A 20359-nucleotide genomic window follows, 5' to 3' on the forward strand; every position below is an offset into this window, starting at 1 on the left:
ATGAGGTGATTTCTATGAGTTTTAATCCAGTATCGAGTAAAAAGTTATACTTGCAAATTTATAATCAGATTCTTTCACAAATCCAATTAGGAATGTTTAAGATAGGTGACAAATTACCACCAGAAAGGGAGTTGTGTACACAGTTCAATGTAAGTAGGGCCCCTGTCAGGCAGGCTCTAAGTGCTTTGGAATTGAACGGATACATTTATTCCCGTCAGGGTGAAGGTGTTTTTGTTATGAACAACCAACCAACTATTGGAAACAATAAGTCAAATATGGTGCTAGAGTCAGTGACCCCAGAAGAGATTGTTGAGGCAAGGATGAATATCGAACCTATAATTGCTAAATTTGCAGCTGAAAGGGCTACGGATCAGGAGATTGAGAATATACGTAAGATTGAAAATAAGTTTGAAGAAGAAGCAAATGAGGGCATATACAACCCGGAAACAGATGAAAAATTACACGTTGAGATATCAAAAGCTTCTCATAATGATTTGTTTATCAAATTTACCAATGATATAAACAATGTGATGAAAGAGCATAAAATGTGGATTTTCCTTCGTGATAGAACTGTTACTAGACCAGAATACAGGGATATCAATGTAAGTGAACATAGGGAGATTGTTAAATCCATTGAAAATTGTGATGGTGAAGAAGCAATGAAAAAAATGACTAAACACATGAATAATCTGTACGACAGGTATTGGAAGGAATAGGAGATAATATAACGGGAGTTGTTATGCTAAGCAATTTAACATATAATATGCTGTTTTGTAAATTAAAAACAAATGCAACATATTATAGAGTTTATTCTTGGTGTAACAACCCTTATTTTTTTAGTTGATAATTTATCTTTTTGGTTATGTTTTGAATATTTGTATATACAAAGTTGATATTATATTAACAAAAACAATCTTTAGCAACTTATATTTTCATTGTCTTATTGGGATATGATTGTCAATAATATTTTTTACAATATAAGGGAATATATTCAACAATTTTCTGCAGAGAATGTTGTGTACCTTTCTTTTAATTCTTAGAAAGTACTCATTCACTAATTCACAGAAACCAAGATATAGTGAGGTGTTAGTAACATTTTATTTTTCTGAAATTTAAGAAAAAAGAAAAAATTTTTTAATTTATTATTGACAAAAGTTGAATCCAAAGTATAATGAAATCATAAGATACTTAGTAGACAAGTATACAAGGTAATAAATATTAACGAGGTGATTGGTATGAAAGATATAAGTGTTGAAGAATTAAAACAAAAAGCTATTGAACTTAGGAAAACAGCCCTTACTATGATTTATGAAGCAGGATCTGGGCATCCAGGTGGCTCCCTTTCTTCAGCTGATGTAGTAGCAGCACTTTATTTTAAAGAAATGAATATTGACTCTAAAAATCCTAAATGGGAGGATCGTGACAGGTTTATTTTATCAAAAGGTCATGTTTGTCCAATTCAGTATGCTGCATTAGCATTACAGGGATTTTTTCCGTATGAAACTATACACACATTAAGACAGTATGGATCAATCCTTCAAGGACATCCAAACATGAATAAGTGTCCAGGTATAGACATCTCTACTGGTTCTCTAGGGCAAGGCCTCTCTGTAGGAGTCGGTATGGCAATTGCTGGTAAGCGAGATGAAAAAGATTACAGAGTCTTTGTTATAGTAGGAGATGGAGAAAGTCAGGAAGGTCAGATATGGGAAGCAGTTGAAACTGCAGTTAAATATCAATTAGATAATTTAGTCGTATTTGTTGATGATAATGGACTTCAATGTGATGGTGCTTGTAAAGATATTATGCCAAATCAAGATATAGAAAAGAAATTTAGTGCATTTGGTTTTGAAACAAGAAGGATTAATGGACATTCTATGGAAGAAATAGTTGAAACTTTAGATTATATAAGAGAAGCAAAGAATGGAAAACCTAAATGTATTGTAATGAATACTGTAAAGGGTAAAGGAGTATCATTTATGGAAAATGTAGCTTCGTGGCATGGAGTTGCTCCTAATGATGAAGAATATAAACAAGCTATGGAAGAGTTAGAAGGAGGTTTAAAGTAATGAGTATGGTGAAAAAAGCAACGAGACAAGCTTTTGGAGATGAAATATTAGCATTAGGAAAAAAGAATAAAGACATATATGTTGTTGATATAGATATTGGTAAATCATGTAAAACTGGAGAATTCTTAAAGCAGTTACCTAATCAACATATAAATGTTGGTATAGCTGAACAAAATGCTTGTGGAGTTGCTGTAGGACTTGCTACAACTGGAAAAATACCATTTGTAAGCACATATGCTATATTTGGTTCTTTAAGAATGGGTGAACAGATAAGACAAGAGGTTTGTTATCCAAACCTAAATGTTAAAATTGCTTGTTCTCATGGTGGGCTTACTCCTGCTAATGATGGTGCTAGCCATCAATGTATAGAAGATATGGGAGTTCTTAGAACTTTACCAAACATGACAGTAGTTATGGGTGCTGATTATTATTCTACTAAAAAGCTAATACAACAAGCAGCAGAAATTTATGGACCTGTATATCTTCGTTTTACAAGAGATGCTATTCCAGTAATATATGATGAAAATGAAGAGTTTACAATAGGTAAAGCAAAGAAAATAAAAGACGGAGAAGATATAGCTATTATTGCTAATGGAGATACTGTATATTTAGCATTAGAAGCATCTAAAAAACTAGAAGAGGAAGGAATTTCTGTAAAGTTATTAGATATGCATACAATTAAGCCTTTAGACAGAGAAGCAGTAGTTGAATGCTTGAATGTTGGAAAGATAATTACTGTTGAAGACCATAATATTATAAATGGACTAGGAAGTGCAGTATGTGAAGTAGTTGCTGAAGAAGGAAAAGGTAAAGTAGTAAGAATAGGGGTTCAAGATCAATTTGGACAGTCTGCACCTTATGAAAAACTTATGGAAATTAACGGAATTACTATAGCTAATATAGTAAAAACAGCTAAAGAAATGCTAAAATAATAAAAAATTGTAAAAGTCTAATTATACATTAAATAAATTGTGAGGAGAGATAATTTATGTTTGAATTAAATGGAAGAGTAGCAATAGTAACAGGAGCTGGTTCACCAAAAGGAATAGGACGTACTATAGCATTAACACTTGCAAAGCAGGGAGCTGCAGTTGTTATAGCGGATTTGAATACTGCAGGTGTAGATGATACTGTAAAAGCTGTTAAAGAAGCTGGTGGAAAAGCGCTAGGCGTAACATTGGATGTTACAAGCAAGGAATCAAATGAAGCTATGGTAGAAAAGGTCATTAAAGAATATGGAAGAATAGATATACTTATAAACAATGCAGGTGTTTCACAGAAGGTTACTGTTGAAGATATGACATTGGATGATATGAAGAGAATATTTAATGTAAACGTGTTCGGATTATTCTTGTGTACTCAGACTGTAATGAAGATTATGAAAAAACAGAAATACGGCAGAATAATAAGTCTTTCTTCAGTATCAGGCAAGAGGGGCGGCGGAATATTCGGCGGTGCACACTATTCAGCATCAAAGGCTGCAGTATTAGGATTCTCAAAGAACCTTGCTCGTGAAGTAGCACTTGACGGAATAACAGTAAATAGCGTTGCTCCAGGCCTTATTAACACGGAAATATGGAAATCACTTCCCAAAGAACAGGCTGATGCAATTATTGGGAATATACCTATAGGAAGACCAGGAGAAACACAAGAAATTGCATCAACAATTGCTTTCCTTGCTTCAGAAGAAGCTTCATATATAACAGGCGAGGATATAGACATCAATGGTGGACAGCATATGGATTAAACTTTGAAATTTTTTACAATATTATAACATAGGATATCTGGTTGAATTTAAGATATCCTATAGTATAAAAGCAATATTTTTAATATCCTTTTATTAAATTTACATTTTTATATCAAAATAGTAAAATGAATTTCTAAAATTATAATCTTAGCATAGCAGTAACCGTTTACAAATTATCTTAAAATTGTAGCAAATTCATATTTTGAAATAAGCGAGATTGGCCTAGGGTAGAAGTGAAAATAATATATACTTAATTGATTAATGAAGAATGAAGATATTTGATGAAAAATTGGAAAATGCTATAAAATTATTTGGAGGTAGTGTTATGGATGTAAAACAAATTGAGGCTTCAACGGTCAAAAAAGTCACATTAAGACTAATTCCGTTTCTGTTTATATGTTTCGCAATAGCAATAATGGATAGGGTAAACGTAGGATTTGCTGCATTGACAATGAACGCAGATCTTGGTTTTTCCAGTGCTGTTTATGGGTTTGGTGCTGGAATATTCTTCATAGGATATTTCATATTTGAGGTACCAGGAAGCGCAGTAATGACTAAATGGGGAGCAAGAAAATGGATTGCAAGGATAATGATTTCTTGGGCATTCATTGCAGCAGCTATGTCTCTTATAAAAACCCCAATACAATTTTATACAGTTAGGTTTCTTTTAGGAGCAGCGGAAGCTAGTTTCTATCCATGTATGGTATGGTACTTAAGTAATTTCTATCAAAGTAAGAATCATGCCAAAGCTATAGCTGGATTCATGCTTGCAATACCAGCAGCCAATGCAATAGGTTCTCCAATAGCAACTGTATTGTTGGGTACAAGTGTGTTTGGTTTATCAGGATGGCAGAGTCTGTTTATATTAGAGGGTATACCATGTCTGATCTTAGGTATAGTATGCTTAGCATATCTAGATGACAAAATAGAAGACGTAAAGTGGTTGACAAAAGAAGAATTAGATTGGCTTATAGATGTTACAACAAAGGAAAGACTTCATAAAGAGAAAGCAAAACGATATACATTCATGGATGCTTTAAAGGACAGGGATGTGCTGGTAATGTCCTTAGGTTATTTTTGCTGGATGACGGGTTACTATGGAATAAATATGTTTCTTCCAACTATAACTAAAGGAATGTCTGCATCATTTAAGCTTAGTACTATGGGTTTAGGATGGCTTGTGGGAGGCATGTACCTTTGTGCTATGGTTGCTATGTATTTGGTTGGTAACCATTCTGACAAAACTAATGAAAGACGTCTTCATGTTTTTGGATGTTTATTAATAAGTGCAGTTGCAATGGTAGCAAGTGCTTATGTTGCAAAATCAAGTGTAGTAGGAGCCTTCGTGTTATTGACTATTTCTGTATGTGGAGCATTTGGTTCATATTCACCATTCTGGGCAATTCCACCTTCATTCTTAACTGGTGCTGCTTCAGCAGGTGCTATAGCTCTTATAAACAGTATAGGTAATCTTGGAGGATTCGTTGGACCTTACCTTGTTGGATATATCAAAGATATAACAGGTTCTTTTACCGCAAGTATGATATTTCTTGGAGTTGTATTAGCCTTAGGTGGTATTATTGTAGGATTCCTGGTTAAGGTTTCAGGTAAAGTTGTAGTCCTTGATGGAGAAGAAAAAAATAGTTTAACATAGTATCAAATAGTAAAATGAGGTTCCAGCAGTTGGATTGAAATGGCTGCTGGAATTATTAAAAATCTGAGCAAATCAAATTCAAATAAAAGAGAGTGATATGAGAATGAAAAGATTAGGTGTTTTAACAAGCGGAGGAGATTCTCCAGGAATGAATGCTGCTATTAGAGCGGTAGTTAAATCCTCAAATCATTATGGCATAGAAGTTCTAGGGATAAAGCATGGGTATGCAGGTTTGATAAATGGTGAGGTAACACCTCTAGGCCATCATGAGGTTGATAGGATGGCAGAAAAGGGTGGAACCATACTGAAAACTGCCAGATGTCCTGAATTTATGGAAGAGCAGGGAAGGCAAATGGCTGTGGAAACCATAAAAAAGTTTGGTGTAGAAGGATTAGTTGTAATTGGAGGAGATGGTTCTTTCCATGGAGCAGAAAAACTCAGCGAAATGGGAGTTAATGTAGTAGGACTTCCTGGAACAATAGACAATGACTTAGCTTATACTGAGTACTCAATAGGATTTGATACAACTTTAAACACTGTTATGGATTGTATAGGTAAAATAAAAGATACGGACTCCTCCCATGAAAAAACAACTATTGTAGAGGTTATGGGAAGATACTGTGGTGATCTGGCATTGTATTCTGCTTTAGCTGGTGGTGGTGAGATAATATCTACTCCTGAAAGAAAATTGGATTTTGACACTATATGTTTAAAATTACAGGATAACATAAGCAGAGGTAAATTTGATAACATAATAATAATAACCGAAAGAATGTATGACATAGAAGAACTTGGAATATACATACAAAAAAAGCTAAATATAACTGTAAGAAGTACGGTTTTAGGATATATACAGAGAGGCGGCGAACCATCAGTTTTTGATAGAATTCTAGCAAGCAAAATGGGTGTTAGGGCTGTAGAACTACTGATACTGGGAGAGACATGCAGAGCAGTAGGAATCAGAAACAATAAAATAATAGATGTGGACTTTAGAAAAGTAAATTATATAGATTCAGGTAAGGATAAGGAATATGATCTTTTAAATAAACTCTTATAAAATTATTATCTAAAATAAGCTTTAAATACTCGTTTTTAAGTATCTAGAGGTTATTTTTATTTGATGAACAATATAAAAAATAAGCCCATTGTATTAAAAATAAGTTGTATACAATGAGCAATGTTTAAGTAAATTATGAATTAAACAAATTCTCTATTTTATTAAAAACACCTACTTTGTATAATGTAGCCATAACATTCAATAGAAAACTATCTATATTTTAATCAACATTATAACTCACTTCTTTTTTATTATTCTTAATTCTTATTACCCAACAGGGATTGCATTTCTGCTTTATAAATTAGTTTCCCATTTTTGCCTAACGGGAAGTCAAACTAGTAAATATTAAGGTAAAAGTAAAAAAGTAGGCTTAGTAGCAATAATGCATAAGCTAATTAACTGCATCCTGTAGTAGAACCACAGTCAAGACATACCATACAAGTGCCGTTTCTTACCATTCTAGTACTTGAACAAGTAGGACATACTGCACCATAAACTTTTTCACCATCTATTTTTTTTATTTTTGTTTCATTTCCATTAGTTTTTATGGTATTTAATTCAGGTGAAGAATTACCTAAAACTAAGCTGTCCTTATCGTAGTTTTCGGGTTTAACCTGGCATCTTGAATAATCCCCCAATTCTATATCAATTACCTTGCTTATAAGGTCTGAAATTGAGGATACATATTTTATATAAGGATGCTTCTGAACAAATCCATAAGGCTCATACTTTTGTCCCCTGAGCATTCGTGATATATCCTGAGGTGGAACATGGTATTGCAGCATAACGGATATTGCTTTAGAAAGAGAATTTAGAAGTCCCATTATTATAGTACCCTCTCTATCTGTAGTTATATATATTTCAGATATTTCTCCATTAGAATTTCTGTTTACTGTAGTGTATATTTTAACGTCATCTATTTGAGCAGGATGGGTAGTTCCTGTGCGAATTCCAATGATTTTATCTCGCTTTGAATATTTTATTCCTTTTTGTAATTCCTTCACTTTTGATAAAAGTTGGTTATATGTAAAGTCTTCTATCTTTATATCATTGGAATCTGATAAAGTGGTATTTAAAGGCTGAGCGGCTTTAGAAGAATCCCTATAAAGGGCGATGCCTTTAACACCTAATTTCCAGGAAGTCAGAACTACATCTTTAAAATCTTGTACTGAAGCAGTTTTAGGTAAATTTACAGTTTTAGATACAGAACCTGATATAAGAGGGGTCAAACAAGCTACCATCTTTACATGTCCCATAGGATCAATATATCTTTCACCGCTGCCACATTTATTTGAAGTATCAAATATACTTAGGTGTTCATCTTTTAAATGAGGCGCACCTTCTATTTTGCCATCCAGTATTTTTTCATAAGTATAGTCATTTTCACATACATTTTCCTTTTCGAGTACATAGGACAGTATGTCTTCTATTTGTTCAGAGGTATAACCTAGATTTTTAAGGGCAATAGTTATTACAGGATTTATAATAGTCATAAATCCTCCTCCAGATAACTTTTTATAAACAATGTGACTGAAAAATGGTTCTATTGAAGTAGCTCCACAGTCCATGGCAAAGGATATGGTTCCTGTAGGTGCTATAACTGAAACCTGGGCATTTCTGTATCCAAATTTGATACCACTTTTAAGTGCATTTATCCAGCAATCTTTTAAAGCCTTTCCTATGTAAGAAAGTCTTTCCTTTTTTAATACGCTGTGTTTTACCTTTAATGGAACATAATTTAGACCTTCAAATTCATTTGAAAAGTTATTCCCTAGAATTGCTCGGAGAGACTCCATATCTACGGAGGCTGCTCTAGCATGATTTCTTAAAACTCTCATCATATAGGGCTTATTTATTTCAAACTTTTTAAAGGGACCTATTTCTTTTGCCATAAGAGAAGACACATAATAAGACTCACCTGTAAGTATTCCAACAAGTGATGCAGCTAAAGTTCTAGATTCATCTGAATCGTAAGGATAACCCATAACCATAAATAACGAAGCTATATTTGATATACCAAGTCCTGTAGTTCTAAAAAGGTAAGTTTTTCTAGCTATATCTTCTGTAGGAAATTGTCCCCAGTGTATTGAAGATTCAAGAATAAGTTGAACAAGATCTATTATGTGTAAATATCCTTCTATGTCAAAAGTATTATTAGTTATATTGTAGAACTTGTATATGTTTATAGAAGCAAGGTTACAGGAAGTATCATCCAAAAAAGCATATTCTCCGCAGGGGTTTGTAGAATTTATCCTGTTATAAGGAGCATTTAGCTTTCCATCTTCACCTGCAGGACAGGTGTGCCAGGCATTAAATGTAGTACTGAACTGAGGTGCAGGATCAGCACATTTCCACGCAGAATTATTAAAGGCATCCCATATGTTTTTTACTTTTTCTATCCTATTAAGCTTTGGATCAGTTCGACCAATAAGCTCAATGGTATCATCTGGATTTTCTTCTAATTTACTTACCTTATTCATAAATTCATCGGAAAATCTTACTGAATTATTGCTGTTTTGACCAGATACAGTTTCGTAAGCTTCACCATCGATATCTGTATCATATCCCATTTTACCAAGAGCTCTTACTTTGTCTTCTTCTTTGGATTTCCAGTTTATAAAGTCCATTATTTCGGGATGGTCTACATCAAGGCATACCATTTTTGCAGCCCTTCTTGTAGTACCACCAGATTTAATAGCTCCTGCATTTTTATCCAATGCTTTTAAAAAACTCATAAGTCCGGAAGAAGAACCTCCACCAGATAATTTTTCACCTTTTGCTCTTATAGTAGAAAAATTAGTACCAGTTCCAGAACCTCCCTTAAATAATTTTGTCTCTGTGACAAATTGATTTGATATGGAATGTGATCCTAGAAGTTTATCTTCAATAGAAAGTATAAAGCAAGCAGAAGCCTGGGTTCTTGTGTAATTATCTTTAGACTCTACTACTTTATTGAGCTCTTCATCGAAGTAGTAATTTCCCTGTTTAGCACCACATATGTCATAGGACAGTTTAAGACCTGTATTAAACCATTGCGGTGAATTAGGGGCATACATCTGATTTAAGAGAGCATATGCACATTCATCATAAAAAATAGAAGACTCCTCTTCTGTTTTTATAAGCCCTTCATCTTTTAGTGATTGACACCAGAAGTTTACCATCCTGTGAGTTACAGATTTCATACTATTTTCATAACCATTTTCTCCAGGAACTCCAGCTTTTCTAAAGTATTTAGAAGCTATTATATCGCAAGCATTTTGAGAATAATTTTCAGGAAATTCTAGATTCTTCATATCAACTAATACTTTTCCTGTTTTATGATCTTCTAAGAACACATCAACTTTTTTCCATTTGAATAAATCATATACTGTTTTACTATTGTTTTGTTTAAGAGATTTTGTAAAGTATCTTTTAAACAAGTCTTTTACGCAGTCCAATTGACCTACCTCCTAAAAATATTTAAGGATTTTATTTAAGCTAATAATAGAAGAATTATTTATTATGTATAGCTGCTTAAATAGAAAAATACTATATATAGTATAAATAAGATTTTATAAATACCATATATAGTGTCTTTATATTATATGATATATTTTAAAAAAACTCAATTCATGATATATATTATATTTTAGCATATTTTTAAAATAACATAGTTTTTTTCTTCATATGTTTTTATTTTGTAGTTATAATGATTTATAATTTAAATATAGGTTTTCAAATACTAAATTCTTAAGGAGAGTAAATTATATGATAAGAAAATTTCAACATTACGTACCAGATGTAGATAAAAGTTGTTTTGTAGTAGATAATGCAGAAGTTATAGGGAAAGTTAAACTTTGTGAAGATGCAAACATATGGTTTGGGGCTGTGCTCAGAGGGGATGTAAGTAATATATATGTAGGAAAAGGAAGTAACATACAGGATAATTGCACTGTTCATACTGGTGAAAAAAGCTCAGCAGAGATAGGAGAATATGTTACTGTTGGTCATAATGCAGTGATACATGGAGCCAAAATTGGAAATAATTCTTTAATTGGTATGGGCTCTATAATTTTAGATAATGCGGAAATTGGATCCGAGAGCATCATAGGGGCAGGAAGTTTGGTAACTAAAAATAAAAAAATACCTTCAGGGGTGTTATGTATGGGTTCACCTGCAAAGGTAATTAGGAGACTTACTTTGGAAGAAAAGAAGTCTCTTAGACGGTCAGCAGAAGACTATATTGAAAGGGCTAAAAATTATAGTGAGTACTAGGGAACAATATATTAATCACATATTTATAAAGTTTGCATAAAAATAATATAGTAATAATATTTAGGGGAATTTATATGCCAATATTTAAACGTACTAGGGGTACTAATGTAGACGTAGTTGATACAAATATAAATTACACTTATGATATATTAGAACAAGACTTAGTGGGGCTAGAAGCTAGATATCCTTTTATAATTATAGGAAATGCAGGACAAAGTGTGCTTGGAAGGAAGATTTACTATGTGAGGCTTGGAGTGGGTCCTAATGAGGTATGTTATAATGGATCTCATCATAGTTTGGAATGGATTACCACTCCACTTTTAATGAAGTTTATAGAAAATTTTGCAAAAGCTTATGCAGAGGGCAGGAATATAAGGGGGTATAATCCTGCTGATATATGGAGGAGAAGTAGTATATATATAGTCCCAATGGTAAATCCAGATGGTGTAGATTTAGTTTTAAATGGATTACAGAGAAGTAATCCGTTTTATAATGAACTTATAAGGTGGAATAAGGGAAAAACTGATTTTTCTAAGGATTGGGAAGCTAACAATAGAGGAGTAGATATTAATCATAACTATAATGCAGGGTGGGAGCTTTCGAAAGCTGCAGAGCCCAGTTATGGTGTATATGGTCCAGGGCCTACCAGGTATTCAGGGCCTTATACTGAATCAGAACCTGAAACTAGGTCTATGGTAGCATTTACAAATAGCCACAATCTTAGACTAGTTTTGGCATATCACAGTCAGGGTGAGGTTATTTACTGGCAGTACAATGCATTTACACCTCCAGAATCAAGGAGGATAGGAGAATTGTTTGCCAGGGTAAGTGGATATAGATTAGAACAGACTTCAGGAATAACATCTTATTCAGGATATAAGGATTGGTTCATAAAAATCCATGGTAGTCCTGGATTTACTATAGAAGTTGGAAAAGGTACTAATCCACTTCCAATAACTCAATTTTCAAAAATATACAATGATAATGAAGAAATTCTTTTGTTAGCCTCAGTTATATAAATGAGTGCTTATTTATATATATCTACTAAAAGACCGCTTATATCGTCTATAGTAGCGGCTACGCTTAAGTTATCTTTTTGTTCACTCATGAGCATATTAGTTAGATCCTCTAATTTACTATCTATAGTATCTACAGTTATGAAATATTGAGTTTGCCAGAAGCTGATATCTTTTTTTATGCTATACATGTAACTTAAGACGGATTCAAGGTATTCTTTTATCATTTTTTTATAAGATCTTACATCTGAATAGCATTTTGTTATGGCAAGTCTGTTTCCTTTCTTTTTTATACTATCAAACATATTTTTAAGTTCCTGCTCTGACTTTTTCTCCATTTGTGAATTAAAACTCTGGGAAAAGTCTTTTTTAACAGATATATTTTTATTGCTTGAAGAAGGTTTAGAAGTTACACCAATTCTAGAAATTTCCATAATAATCCTCCATATTTTTATTTATCTGAGATAGTGATAACATTATATACTTAATTTTTGCACATATAAAATTTTGACTTAATATAAAAATATTGCTTCGCAATATTTTTAAACTGCGAAAGTCGAGCTATATATCTATTATATATAATATTTTGTGAAAAATATAGTTAATTGTATTTAAAATTAAATTAAAATACATATTTTTTGATTTTAAAAATATATTAGCATATATTATCCTGTACAGTATTATTTTGTAACAACAATAATTATTTAATGTGTATAAGATTGTGGCGAATTCAAAAAATAGAATGAAAGGCAGGGGATTTTATGTGGTACAAAAAAAGTATTAAAGAAATAACAAGAGAATTGGGTACAGATGTGATAAATGGATTAACATCTGAGGAAGCTTCAGTTAGAATAAAAAAATATGGAGAAAATAAGTTAATTGAAAAAAAGAAGAAATCAATTTTAAAGCTTTTATTTGAACAGATAAATGATGTACTTATATATATATTACTTGCAGCAGCAGTGGTTTCAGCGGCACTTGGTGAAATAAGTGATGCAATCATAATAATGCTTGTAGTTGTATTAAATGCAGTAATAGGCTTAATTCAAGAATCAAAAGCTGAAAAAGCATTGGATTCTCTAAAGAAGCTTTCAGTACCTAAAGCATTGGTTAAAAGAAATGGAGAAGTTATAGAGATTTCTTCTGAAAACATAGTGGTAGGAGATATAATCATATTAGATGCGGGTAAGTATGTTCCTTGTGATTTAAGACTGGTTGAAACCGGAAATTTAAAAATAGAGGAATCTGCATTAACAGGAGAATCCGTGCCTTCTGATAAGTATGTAGAAGATATTTTAGAAGATCAGGATATAGCTCTTGGAGATCAAAAAAATATGGCCTTTATGTCTACACTAGCCACTTATGGAAGAGGTGTAGGTGTGGCTGTGGCAACTGGTATGAATACTGAAATAGGTAAAATAGCCAAAATGTTAGATAATGATGAAAAAAATTTAACTCCACTGCAGAGAAAATTAAGCCAGCTTGGCAAAATGCTTGGCTTTGTAGTTATTATTATATGTGTACTTATGTTTATAACATCACTGATTCAAGAGAGAGATTTATTTGAGATGTTTTTAACGGCTATAAGTTTAGCTGTAGCTGCTATTCCTGAAGGTTTGCCAGCTATGGTTACTATAGTGCTTGCAGTAGGAGTACAGAGAATGATAGGCAAAAATGCAATAATTAGAAAACTTCCAGCTATAGAAACACTTGGTTCTGTAAATATAATATGTTCAGATAAGACAGGTACTTTGACTCAGAATAAGATGACGGTTACAAAGTTTTATGCAGACAATATTTTAAATAACATTTCGGCTGTTGATTTAAAAAATAATATACATAAAGAACTTGTAGAAAACATGGTACTTTGTAATGATGCTACTTATTCAGAAAGTTCTAAGACTGGAGATCCTACTGAAATTGCACTTTTAGAAATGGGGGTTAAATTCAATGTATTTAAATCTGATGAAAGCAAGGAACACAGTAGGGTAAATGAAATACCTTTTGATTCAGATAGAAAACTTATGACTACTTTAAATAAATATGGGAATGAGTATCGTATAATTACGAAAGGTGCAGTAGATAATTTAATTAAAATTTGTGAAAATATATACCTGAAGGGAGAAGTTATACCTTTTACAGAAGAATTAAAGTCAAATGTAATTAATGCAGCAAATTCTATGTCAAATGAAGCACTTAGGGTTTTGTCAGTTGCTTTTAAGGTTGTAGATTCACCTAAAATTCAAATTGATTCAATGGAAAGTGGATTAACCTTTGTGGGTCTTGTGGGAATGATAGATCCTCCTAGAGAAAATGTAAAAAAATCTATAGATGAGTGTAAAAAATCTGGTATAGGTGTAGTTATGATAACTGGGGATCATAAAAATACTGCATTTGCTATAGCAAAGGAACTTGGTATAGCAGATCATGAATCGCAGGCGATATTAGGAGCTGAATTCGATAAATTATCAGAAAAAGATATACATGATAGAATCGATAATTTAAAAGTATTTGCTAGGGTATCTCCAGAGCATAAAGTAAATATAGTAAAGGCATTGAAGAAAAAAGGGAATATAGTATCTATGACAGGAGATGGTGTAAATGATGCGCCTTCATTAAAAACTGCGGATATAGGCGTGGCTATGGGGATTACGGGAACAGATGTGGCAAAAGGTGCTGCAGATATGGTGCTTACAGATGATAATTTTTCAACTATAGTGGAAGCTGTTAAACAAGGAAGAAATATATATAATAATATAAGAAAGTCTATAGTATTTCTTCTTTCATGCAATATAGGAGAAATAATAGCACTGTTTATGGCAATAGTCCTTGGATGGCCTACAATTTTAAGACCAATTCATCTCCTTTGGGTAAATCTCATAACGGATAGTCTTCCGGCTTTGGCGCTTGGAGTAGATCCTGATGATCCTGATATAATGAAAGAAAAACCAAGAGATCCACGTAAAGGATTGTTTTCAGGTAAGAGCGGATTATTTTTAGTAGTTAATGGTATTTTAATAGGAGCACTTACCTTAGCTGCCTTTTATATAGGAACTAAGCTGTATACTAATTCACTTATACATGCGCAGACTATGGCTTTTGTAGTTTTAAGTGTATCGCAGCTATTTTATACTTTAAGTATTAGACATCATGAAAAATCTATGTTTGAAATTGGAATTTTCAGTAATAAATATTTAATAGATGCAATAGTTCTTGGTATAATAATGCAAAGTATAGTTATTACAGTACCCTTCTTGTCTTCAGTATTTAAAGTGTTTAAACTTACAATAAATGATTGGACATTTGTATTAGCACTTTCTTTGGTACCTCTTTTAGTGAATGAAATTATAAAGCTTGTTTATAGAAAATGTAAAGTTTCTAAGTAAAAAATCAACTTATACTCCGGATATTTCTTGCAACTTTCAGCTCATTAAATATTTTGATAAGTCTAAGTAAAAAATTCTAAAAAAGCTAAGAACTTTTGAAAACTTGTACCTCAAACAATTTAAAAGTTCTAAGTTTTTACGAATTTTTTTCTAAGACTTATATACAAAATATTTAAAAGAACTTCATTATTATAAAAATATGCCTGCATATAAGTTGGTTTTTAAGTTAAAAACTAAGAATTATTAACTCAACAACTATTAATTCTTTATTATTAATTATTAATTGATGGAACCTTGATTAGAAGTTCTATGTTATTTGGTGTTTTTAAGTCTTGTTCCGTTTTCATCTTGTATGATAAGGTGTCTTTTCATGAGTCCACCTAAAGCATTTTTAAAATAATTTTTACTTTCATGAAAGGTATTTCTTATATCTTCTGGAGAGCTTTTATCATTATATGGCATAAAACCATTATGATTTTCTAAATAAGCTAATATAGACTCTTCTAAGGATAATCTTTCATTTTTAGGTACGCTTCTAGGAGTGAGTCCTAGTTTGCCGTCTTCGTATATTTTTTTTATTCTTAAATTGAGTTCGTCCCCGGGATGAATATCTGTAAAATATTCATTATTCAATATAACCCCTCGGTAAAGATTATCTACGGCTACCATAGCGCTGTTATTGGTTTGAAATCCATAAATAGTACCTTTTACTTCACTGCCAAGTGTGTATTTTTCATCTTTTTCATTGCTCTCAAGATCTAGGGTAAGCAAGTATCTGTCTATATCCGTAGTAGCTGCAATTCTATTGGTTTTATCTACATATAGATAAAATAAATAGTATTTTTCTGGAGTCAACTTATATTTTTGTTCTGCTAAAGGTACAAGTACATCTCTTTCCAAGCCTATATCTACGAAACTTCCGAAATTAGTATTAGCTACAACTTTTAAATATGCAAGTTCACCTATTTCTGCCTTAGGTTTTTTTAAAGTGGATATTATTCTGTCTTTTGAATCCTTATATATGAATGCATTAACTTCATCGCCAATGGAAAGGGTATCTTCAGTAATATCGCTTTTAGGAAGAAGTATATCGTCTTTAGTTCTACCTGTTCCTGCATCTAAGTAGTATCCGAAATTTGCTTCCCTGGTTATTCTTAGTTTGTTAAATTTCCCTATTAGTATCAACTATATCTTCACTCCCCTGTAATGTTTAAAATATTTCTACTTCAAGCATATTATATAATAATATCATAGTTACTGCCAGTTAAGTTAGTATTTAAAGTAGTGTTTATAAGAAGAACTTTACTAAAATATATTTACATCCAACTGTAGTTGGCTTTTTTGAAATGGAGTATTGAATTTAAATTTATTTTAACGTTAGTACACAAAAAGAATAAATAAATTCATATTAAACAAAAATAATCTACCTGTTAGCATTTATTTTTAACTTCTGTACTACTGTAGATTTTCTTTTAAATTTTGATCTAATACCTATCAGGTACTTGCTTCCAGGAATGTAACTTATTATACAACAAATAATAGGAGTTATTATTATAGTTACTAAAAGTTTTATTAATGGACTATATAGATAGTGAGTTGAAGGTATCTTTTCTGACCATACTTGAATAACGATAACATGGAGCATATATGCCGGAAAAGAATATTTACCTATAAATGATAGTAAAATACTGATTTTTTTACTGGCGATATCTATGTATAGAGACAGCATATAGAAGAAAATTATTGCTGTAGTTACATATACTATATATAAAGCATGGTCAAATTTTATAAATGGAAGTGGATTACCTATAAAATCTTTTATATCATCATAGTAAAAATATGATAAAAGTATAGTGTATCCAGCAATAAGTACATATTTGTATTTTTTTACCATAGCTTTTAAATTTGTATAATTAAAGATCATATATGCTCCCACTACAAAATAAAAAATCCATAATAAAGGTGTTACGTTTATAAAACTTTGTTGTAATTTAGAAGGGTTTCTAAATAATAATTTTGCAATTGCAGAAGTAACATAATTATTGTTTTTTAGTATTAAATAGTATAGTATAAAAGAAAATATAAAAAACGATTTTTTTATAAGAATGCTTGTACCATTTAATTTCTTCATAAATAGAAAGATTAAGGGTATATATAAATATAATCTGATTATCATGGCCATATACCATAAATGGTAAGCAGAATTACCAGTAGCTATTTGCCCTATAAAGTTGGTAAAACCATAAGTGCTGTGATGTAAAATTAAATCATTTACAAGGGAACAAAAAATATAAGGTAAAATTAAAAATTTTAATTTTTTGATATAGAAATTTAATACATCCATATGATCGTAATATACATAAATGAGGCATATGGCAGTTAATGCTACAAATATAGGTACAGCAGTTTTACCTATTGAATAAATAAGTTTTGAAATAAGTCTATTTTTTAGAGAAATATCTTTTATAAAAGAATAACCGCCAAAAGTGTGTTGTATTACTACTAAGATAAAAGCAATTCCTCTCATTATGTCTAATTCTGTTAATCTATCTTTAGTCATATTTTCCTCCTCCTAAGTAAAAAATATACTTGTACAGTTTACACTTATCCAGATGAAAAGGCAATTCCTTAGGATTTAAGATTAAACTCATAAATAGCTTTAAATTTGATCTACATCACTTATAATATAAAGTATATAATAAAAGTTAAAAGATTATTAGGGAGGGAAATATAATGTCATCAATGGATTTTGTAAGAGTATCTGCAGCATGTCCTTTAACAAATGTAGCAGATATAGAATTTAACTTAAATAATATAAAGCTTTGTATAGATAGAGCTCTAGAGCAAAAATCAAAGCTTGTAGTTTTTCCGGAGCTTTGCGTAACCTCGTATACCTGTGCAGATCTTTTTGAACAGCAGCTGCTTTTGGAGAAATCCGTAGAAGCTCTAAAAAATCTGTGTGATTATTCAAAAGATATAGATATACTAATAGCTGTAGGGGCACCTCTTACATATAATTGTTGTCTTTATAATTGTGCATACATAATATTCCAGGGTAGTATTTTGGGTATTGTTCCTAAAAGTTATATTCCAAATTATGAGGAGTTTTACGAAAAAAGATGGTTTACAGAGGGACTAAAGGTTATAGATAAGAAAGTTAACTTTTATTTTCAGGAAGATATTCCCTTTGGAACAAACTTGATATTTACCTGTGGTAATTTTAAATTTGGAATTGAAATATGTGAAGACCTATGGACGGTAGTACCTCCAAGCAGTTATTTATGTCTTATGGGTGCAAATATTATAGGAAACCTCTCTGCATCTAATGAAGTTGTAAGTAAATCCACTTATAGGAGAAACTTAATATCATCTCAAAGTGCCAGATGTATGTGTTCTTATATATATTCATCTTGCGGAGTGTTTGAATCTTCTACAGATTTAGTGTTTAGTGGGGATGTGTGTATTTCTGAAAATGGAGCAATGCTAAAATCTGGAGAAAGATTTAAAAGAGAAAATCAAGTTATTACTACAATTGTAGATTTAGGCCGATTAGCTGCTCAGCGTTTAAGAAATGTAAGCTTTAGGGACAGTGTAAAGTTATTTTTGGAGAAACCTATAGAAGTAAAATTTCAATTTGAAACTATGGATTATGGAAAATTTGATAGGGCTGTTGATAAACATCCTTTTGTACCATCAGGTAAAGATGAAAGGGAAATTAGATGTAGGGAAATATTTAACATACAAACTTCTGCTCTTGCTAAAAGGGTAAGTCATACTAATTTAAAAAAAGCGGTTATAGGTATATCAGGTGGACTTGATTCTACATTGGCCTTGCTTGTTACAATGAAAACTTTTGATATGTTAAAGATATCGAGAGACAATATAATAACTGTTACTATGCCGGGATTTGGTACTACAGATAGAACTTATAATAATGCGGTAGATTTGTGTAAAAGTTTAGGAACGGAACTTAGAGAAATAAACATAGTAGATGCATGTCTTCAACATTTTAAAGATATATCCCACGACAGAGAGATACACGATGTAACTTATGAGAATGTTCAGGCAAGGGAGAGGACACAGATTATAATGGACATAGCAAACAAGGAAGGTGGACTTGTAATTGGGACAGGTGATCTTTCTGAGCTGGCACTTGGATGGTGCACTTATAATGGGGATCATATGTCTATGTATAGTGTGAATTGTTCTATACCTAAAACGTTGGTGAGATATTTGGTAAGATATGTAGCAGATAAAGAGGTATCAAAAAATATATCCGATATTTTAATAGACATACTTGATACTCCAGTGAGTCCAGAACTTTTGCCCAAAGATAAAAATGGAAAGATAGCACAGAAAACAGAAGACATAGTGGGTCCATATGAGCTTCATGACTTTTTCTTGTATTATTTTGTTAGACATAGTTATTCTCCTGAGAAGATATTGTTTTTGGCAAAACAAGCTTTTAAAAATGATTACGATAATGATGTTATTTGTAAATGGCTGAAAGTATTTACAAAAAGATTTTTCACTCAACAATTCAAGAGATCTGCAATTCCAGATGGACCTAAGGTAGGTACTGTAAGTCTATCTCCTAGAGGAGATTGGAGAATGCCTTCAGATGCCAGTTTTAATTTGTGGATGCAAAAATAAAATTTATATAAAATCAGATTTATTTATGAATAGATATAGTATACTATTTATAATATAAAGATAGAAAAATTTTGATAGGGGAGTTGGAATTTACATGGTTAATATCATTCTATGGACTGTAGTTGGTTTAGTAGCCTTATTTGTAGACATGGTAACTAGTGCTTTTCTATTTGTATGGTTTACTATAGGAGCAATTGCTGCCATTGTAGCAGGAATATTAAAATATTCCTTTACAGTTCAACTTGTAGTATTTTTAGTAGTTAGTATACTGCTTATAGCTGTTTGTTATCCCATGGTTAAAAAAAATATTAAAAAATCTATAAAACCTACTTTACTTAGGGAAAAAACTTATGTGGGAAAGAAGGTTATTATAGATAGGGAAATGGCAAAGAATAATGGGATAAGGATTGATGGAGTATACTGGAATATAAAGAACGAAGGATATAATATTAATGAAGGAGACATGATAAAGATAATTGGAATGGAAGGAAATAAAGTTATTATAAAAAAGGAGATGTAAATA

At 31.6% G+C, this 20359-nt stretch carries 14 protein-coding genes and 1 pseudogene; 11 read left to right on the forward strand and 4 right to left on the reverse strand.

Features of this window, described 5'->3' with window-relative positions; genetic code table 11:
• The first annotated feature begins 14 nt into the window (after window positions 1–14).
• The 6 genes from DMR38_RS03240 (at window position 15) to pfkA (ending at window position 6527) form a co-directional block, all read left to right on the forward strand.
• Window positions 15–716 carry a FadR/GntR family transcriptional regulator gene (locus DMR38_RS03240; protein WP_127719967.1) on the forward strand — a complete coding sequence of 234 codons (702 nt, stop codon included), beginning with the start codon at window positions 15–17 and terminating at the stop codon, window positions 714–716.
• Between the two features lie 510 nt (window positions 717–1226).
• On the forward strand, window positions 1227–2069 hold the full coding sequence (locus tag DMR38_RS03245) for a transketolase (protein WP_347562538.1): 843 nt from the start codon (window positions 1227–1229) through the stop codon (window positions 2067–2069).
• A complete protein-coding gene (locus tag DMR38_RS03250) occupies window positions 2069–3001 on the forward strand; it encodes a transketolase C-terminal domain-containing protein (RefSeq protein ID WP_127719969.1) in 933 nt (310 codons plus the stop codon). The genes DMR38_RS03245 and DMR38_RS03250 overlap by 1 nt, the downstream gene beginning before the upstream one ends.
• 56 nt (window positions 3002–3057) lie before the next feature.
• Window positions 3058–3816 (forward strand): 3-oxoacyl-ACP reductase family protein, encoded by a 759-nt coding sequence (locus DMR38_RS03255; protein WP_127719970.1) that lies wholly within the window; start codon window positions 3058–3060, stop codon window positions 3814–3816.
• Window positions 3817–4084: 268 nt separating this feature from the next.
• Window positions 4085–5470: an MFS transporter gene (locus tag DMR38_RS03260; protein ID WP_207670775.1), complete on the forward strand. Its 1386-nt coding sequence runs from the start codon at window positions 4085–4087 to the stop codon at window positions 5468–5470.
• A 103-nt stretch (window positions 5471–5573) separates the two neighbouring features.
• A complete protein-coding gene (gene pfkA, locus DMR38_RS03265) occupies window positions 5574–6527 on the forward strand; it encodes a 6-phosphofructokinase (protein ID WP_127719971.1) in 954 nt (317 codons plus the stop codon).
• A gap of 395 nt (window positions 6528–6922) precedes the next feature.
• Here the strand turns inward: pfkA and DMR38_RS03270 are convergent, their stop codons facing one another.
• On the reverse strand, window positions 6923–9964 hold the full coding sequence (locus DMR38_RS03270; protein WP_127719972.1) for a vitamin B12-dependent ribonucleotide reductase: 3042 nt from the start codon (window positions 9962–9964) through the stop codon (window positions 6923–6925).
• Window positions 9965–10274: 310 nt separating this feature from the next.
• Between DMR38_RS03270 and DMR38_RS03275 the strand changes: the two genes are divergently transcribed.
• Both DMR38_RS03275 and DMR38_RS03280 read left to right on the forward strand, forming a co-directional pair.
• Window positions 10275–10781 carry a gamma carbonic anhydrase family protein gene (locus DMR38_RS03275; protein WP_127719973.1) on the forward strand — a complete coding sequence of 169 codons (507 nt, stop codon included), beginning with the start codon at window positions 10275–10277 and terminating at the stop codon, window positions 10779–10781.
• A gap of 104 nt (window positions 10782–10885) precedes the next feature.
• Window positions 10886–11800: pseudogene (locus DMR38_RS03280) on the forward strand (M14 family metallocarboxypeptidase); the annotation flags it as partial.
• A gap of 8 nt (window positions 11801–11808) precedes the next feature.
• On the opposite strand, the gene DMR38_RS03285 reads toward DMR38_RS03280, so the two are convergent.
• Window positions 11809–12231: a YaaR family protein gene (locus tag DMR38_RS03285; protein ID WP_127719974.1), complete on the reverse strand. Its 423-nt coding sequence runs from the start codon at window positions 12229–12231 to the stop codon at window positions 11809–11811.
• A 327-nt stretch (window positions 12232–12558) separates the two neighbouring features.
• Between DMR38_RS03285 and DMR38_RS03290 the strand changes: the two genes are divergently transcribed.
• Window positions 12559–15183, forward strand: coding sequence for a calcium-translocating P-type ATPase, PMCA-type (locus DMR38_RS03290; protein WP_127719975.1), 2625 nt, complete (start codon window positions 12559–12561; stop codon window positions 15181–15183).
• 312 nt (window positions 15184–15495) lie between these two features.
• Here the strand turns inward: DMR38_RS03290 and DMR38_RS03295 are convergent, their stop codons facing one another.
• Complete coding sequence (locus DMR38_RS03295; RefSeq protein ID WP_127719976.1) at window positions 15496–16368, reverse strand: S1-like domain-containing RNA-binding protein; 873 nt, start codon at window positions 16366–16368, stop codon at window positions 15496–15498.
• Between the two features lie 238 nt (window positions 16369–16606).
• Window positions 16607–17743 carry an acyltransferase gene (locus DMR38_RS03300; protein ID WP_127719977.1) on the reverse strand — a complete coding sequence of 379 codons (1137 nt, stop codon included), beginning with the start codon at window positions 17741–17743 and terminating at the stop codon, window positions 16607–16609.
• Between the two features lie 173 nt (window positions 17744–17916).
• Here DMR38_RS03300 and DMR38_RS03305 point away from each other — a divergent pair, with 173 nt between their 5' ends.
• Complete coding sequence (locus DMR38_RS03305) at window positions 17917–19836, forward strand: NAD(+) synthase (protein WP_127719978.1); 1920 nt, start codon at window positions 17917–17919, stop codon at window positions 19834–19836.
• 94 nt (window positions 19837–19930) lie between these two features.
• On the forward strand, window positions 19931–20356 hold the full coding sequence (locus tag DMR38_RS03310; RefSeq protein ID WP_127719979.1) for an NfeD family protein: 426 nt from the start codon (window positions 19931–19933) through the stop codon (window positions 20354–20356).
• Window positions 20357–20359: the final 3 nt, after the last annotated feature.

The organism is Clostridium sp. AWRP (assembly GCF_004006395.2).
Taxonomy (GTDB): domain Bacteria; phylum Bacillota; class Clostridia; order Clostridiales; family Clostridiaceae; genus Clostridium_B.

Coding starts and splice junctions, on each gene's coding strand:
- DMR38_RS03300 (WP_127719977.1), bottom strand. CDS start 17,743: ATGACTAAAGATAGATTAACAGAATTAGACATAATGAGAGGAATTGCT.
- DMR38_RS03250 (WP_127719969.1), top strand. CDS start 2,069: ATGAGTATGGTGAAAAAAGCAACGAGACAAGCTTTTGGAGATGAAATA.
- DMR38_RS03260 (WP_207670775.1), top strand. CDS start 4,085: ATGAAGATATTTGATGAAAAATTGGAAAATGCTATAAAATTATTTGGA.
- DMR38_RS03255 (WP_127719970.1), top strand. CDS start 3,058: ATGTTTGAATTAAATGGAAGAGTAGCAATAGTAACAGGAGCTGGTTCA.
- DMR38_RS03310 (WP_127719979.1), top strand. CDS start 19,931: ATGGTTAATATCATTCTATGGACTGTAGTTGGTTTAGTAGCCTTATTT.
- pfkA (WP_127719971.1), top strand. CDS start 5,574: ATGAAAAGATTAGGTGTTTTAACAAGCGGAGGAGATTCTCCAGGAATG.
- DMR38_RS03305 (WP_127719978.1), top strand. CDS start 17,917: ATGTCATCAATGGATTTTGTAAGAGTATCTGCAGCATGTCCTTTAACA.
- DMR38_RS03290 (WP_127719975.1), top strand. CDS start 12,559: ATGTGGTACAAAAAAAGTATTAAAGAAATAACAAGAGAATTGGGTACA.
- DMR38_RS03275 (WP_127719973.1), top strand. CDS start 10,275: ATGATAAGAAAATTTCAACATTACGTACCAGATGTAGATAAAAGTTGT.
- DMR38_RS03285 (WP_127719974.1), bottom strand. CDS start 12,231: ATGGAAATTTCTAGAATTGGTGTAACTTCTAAACCTTCTTCAAGCAAT.
- DMR38_RS03240 (WP_127719967.1), top strand. CDS start 15: ATGAGTTTTAATCCAGTATCGAGTAAAAAGTTATACTTGCAAATTTAT.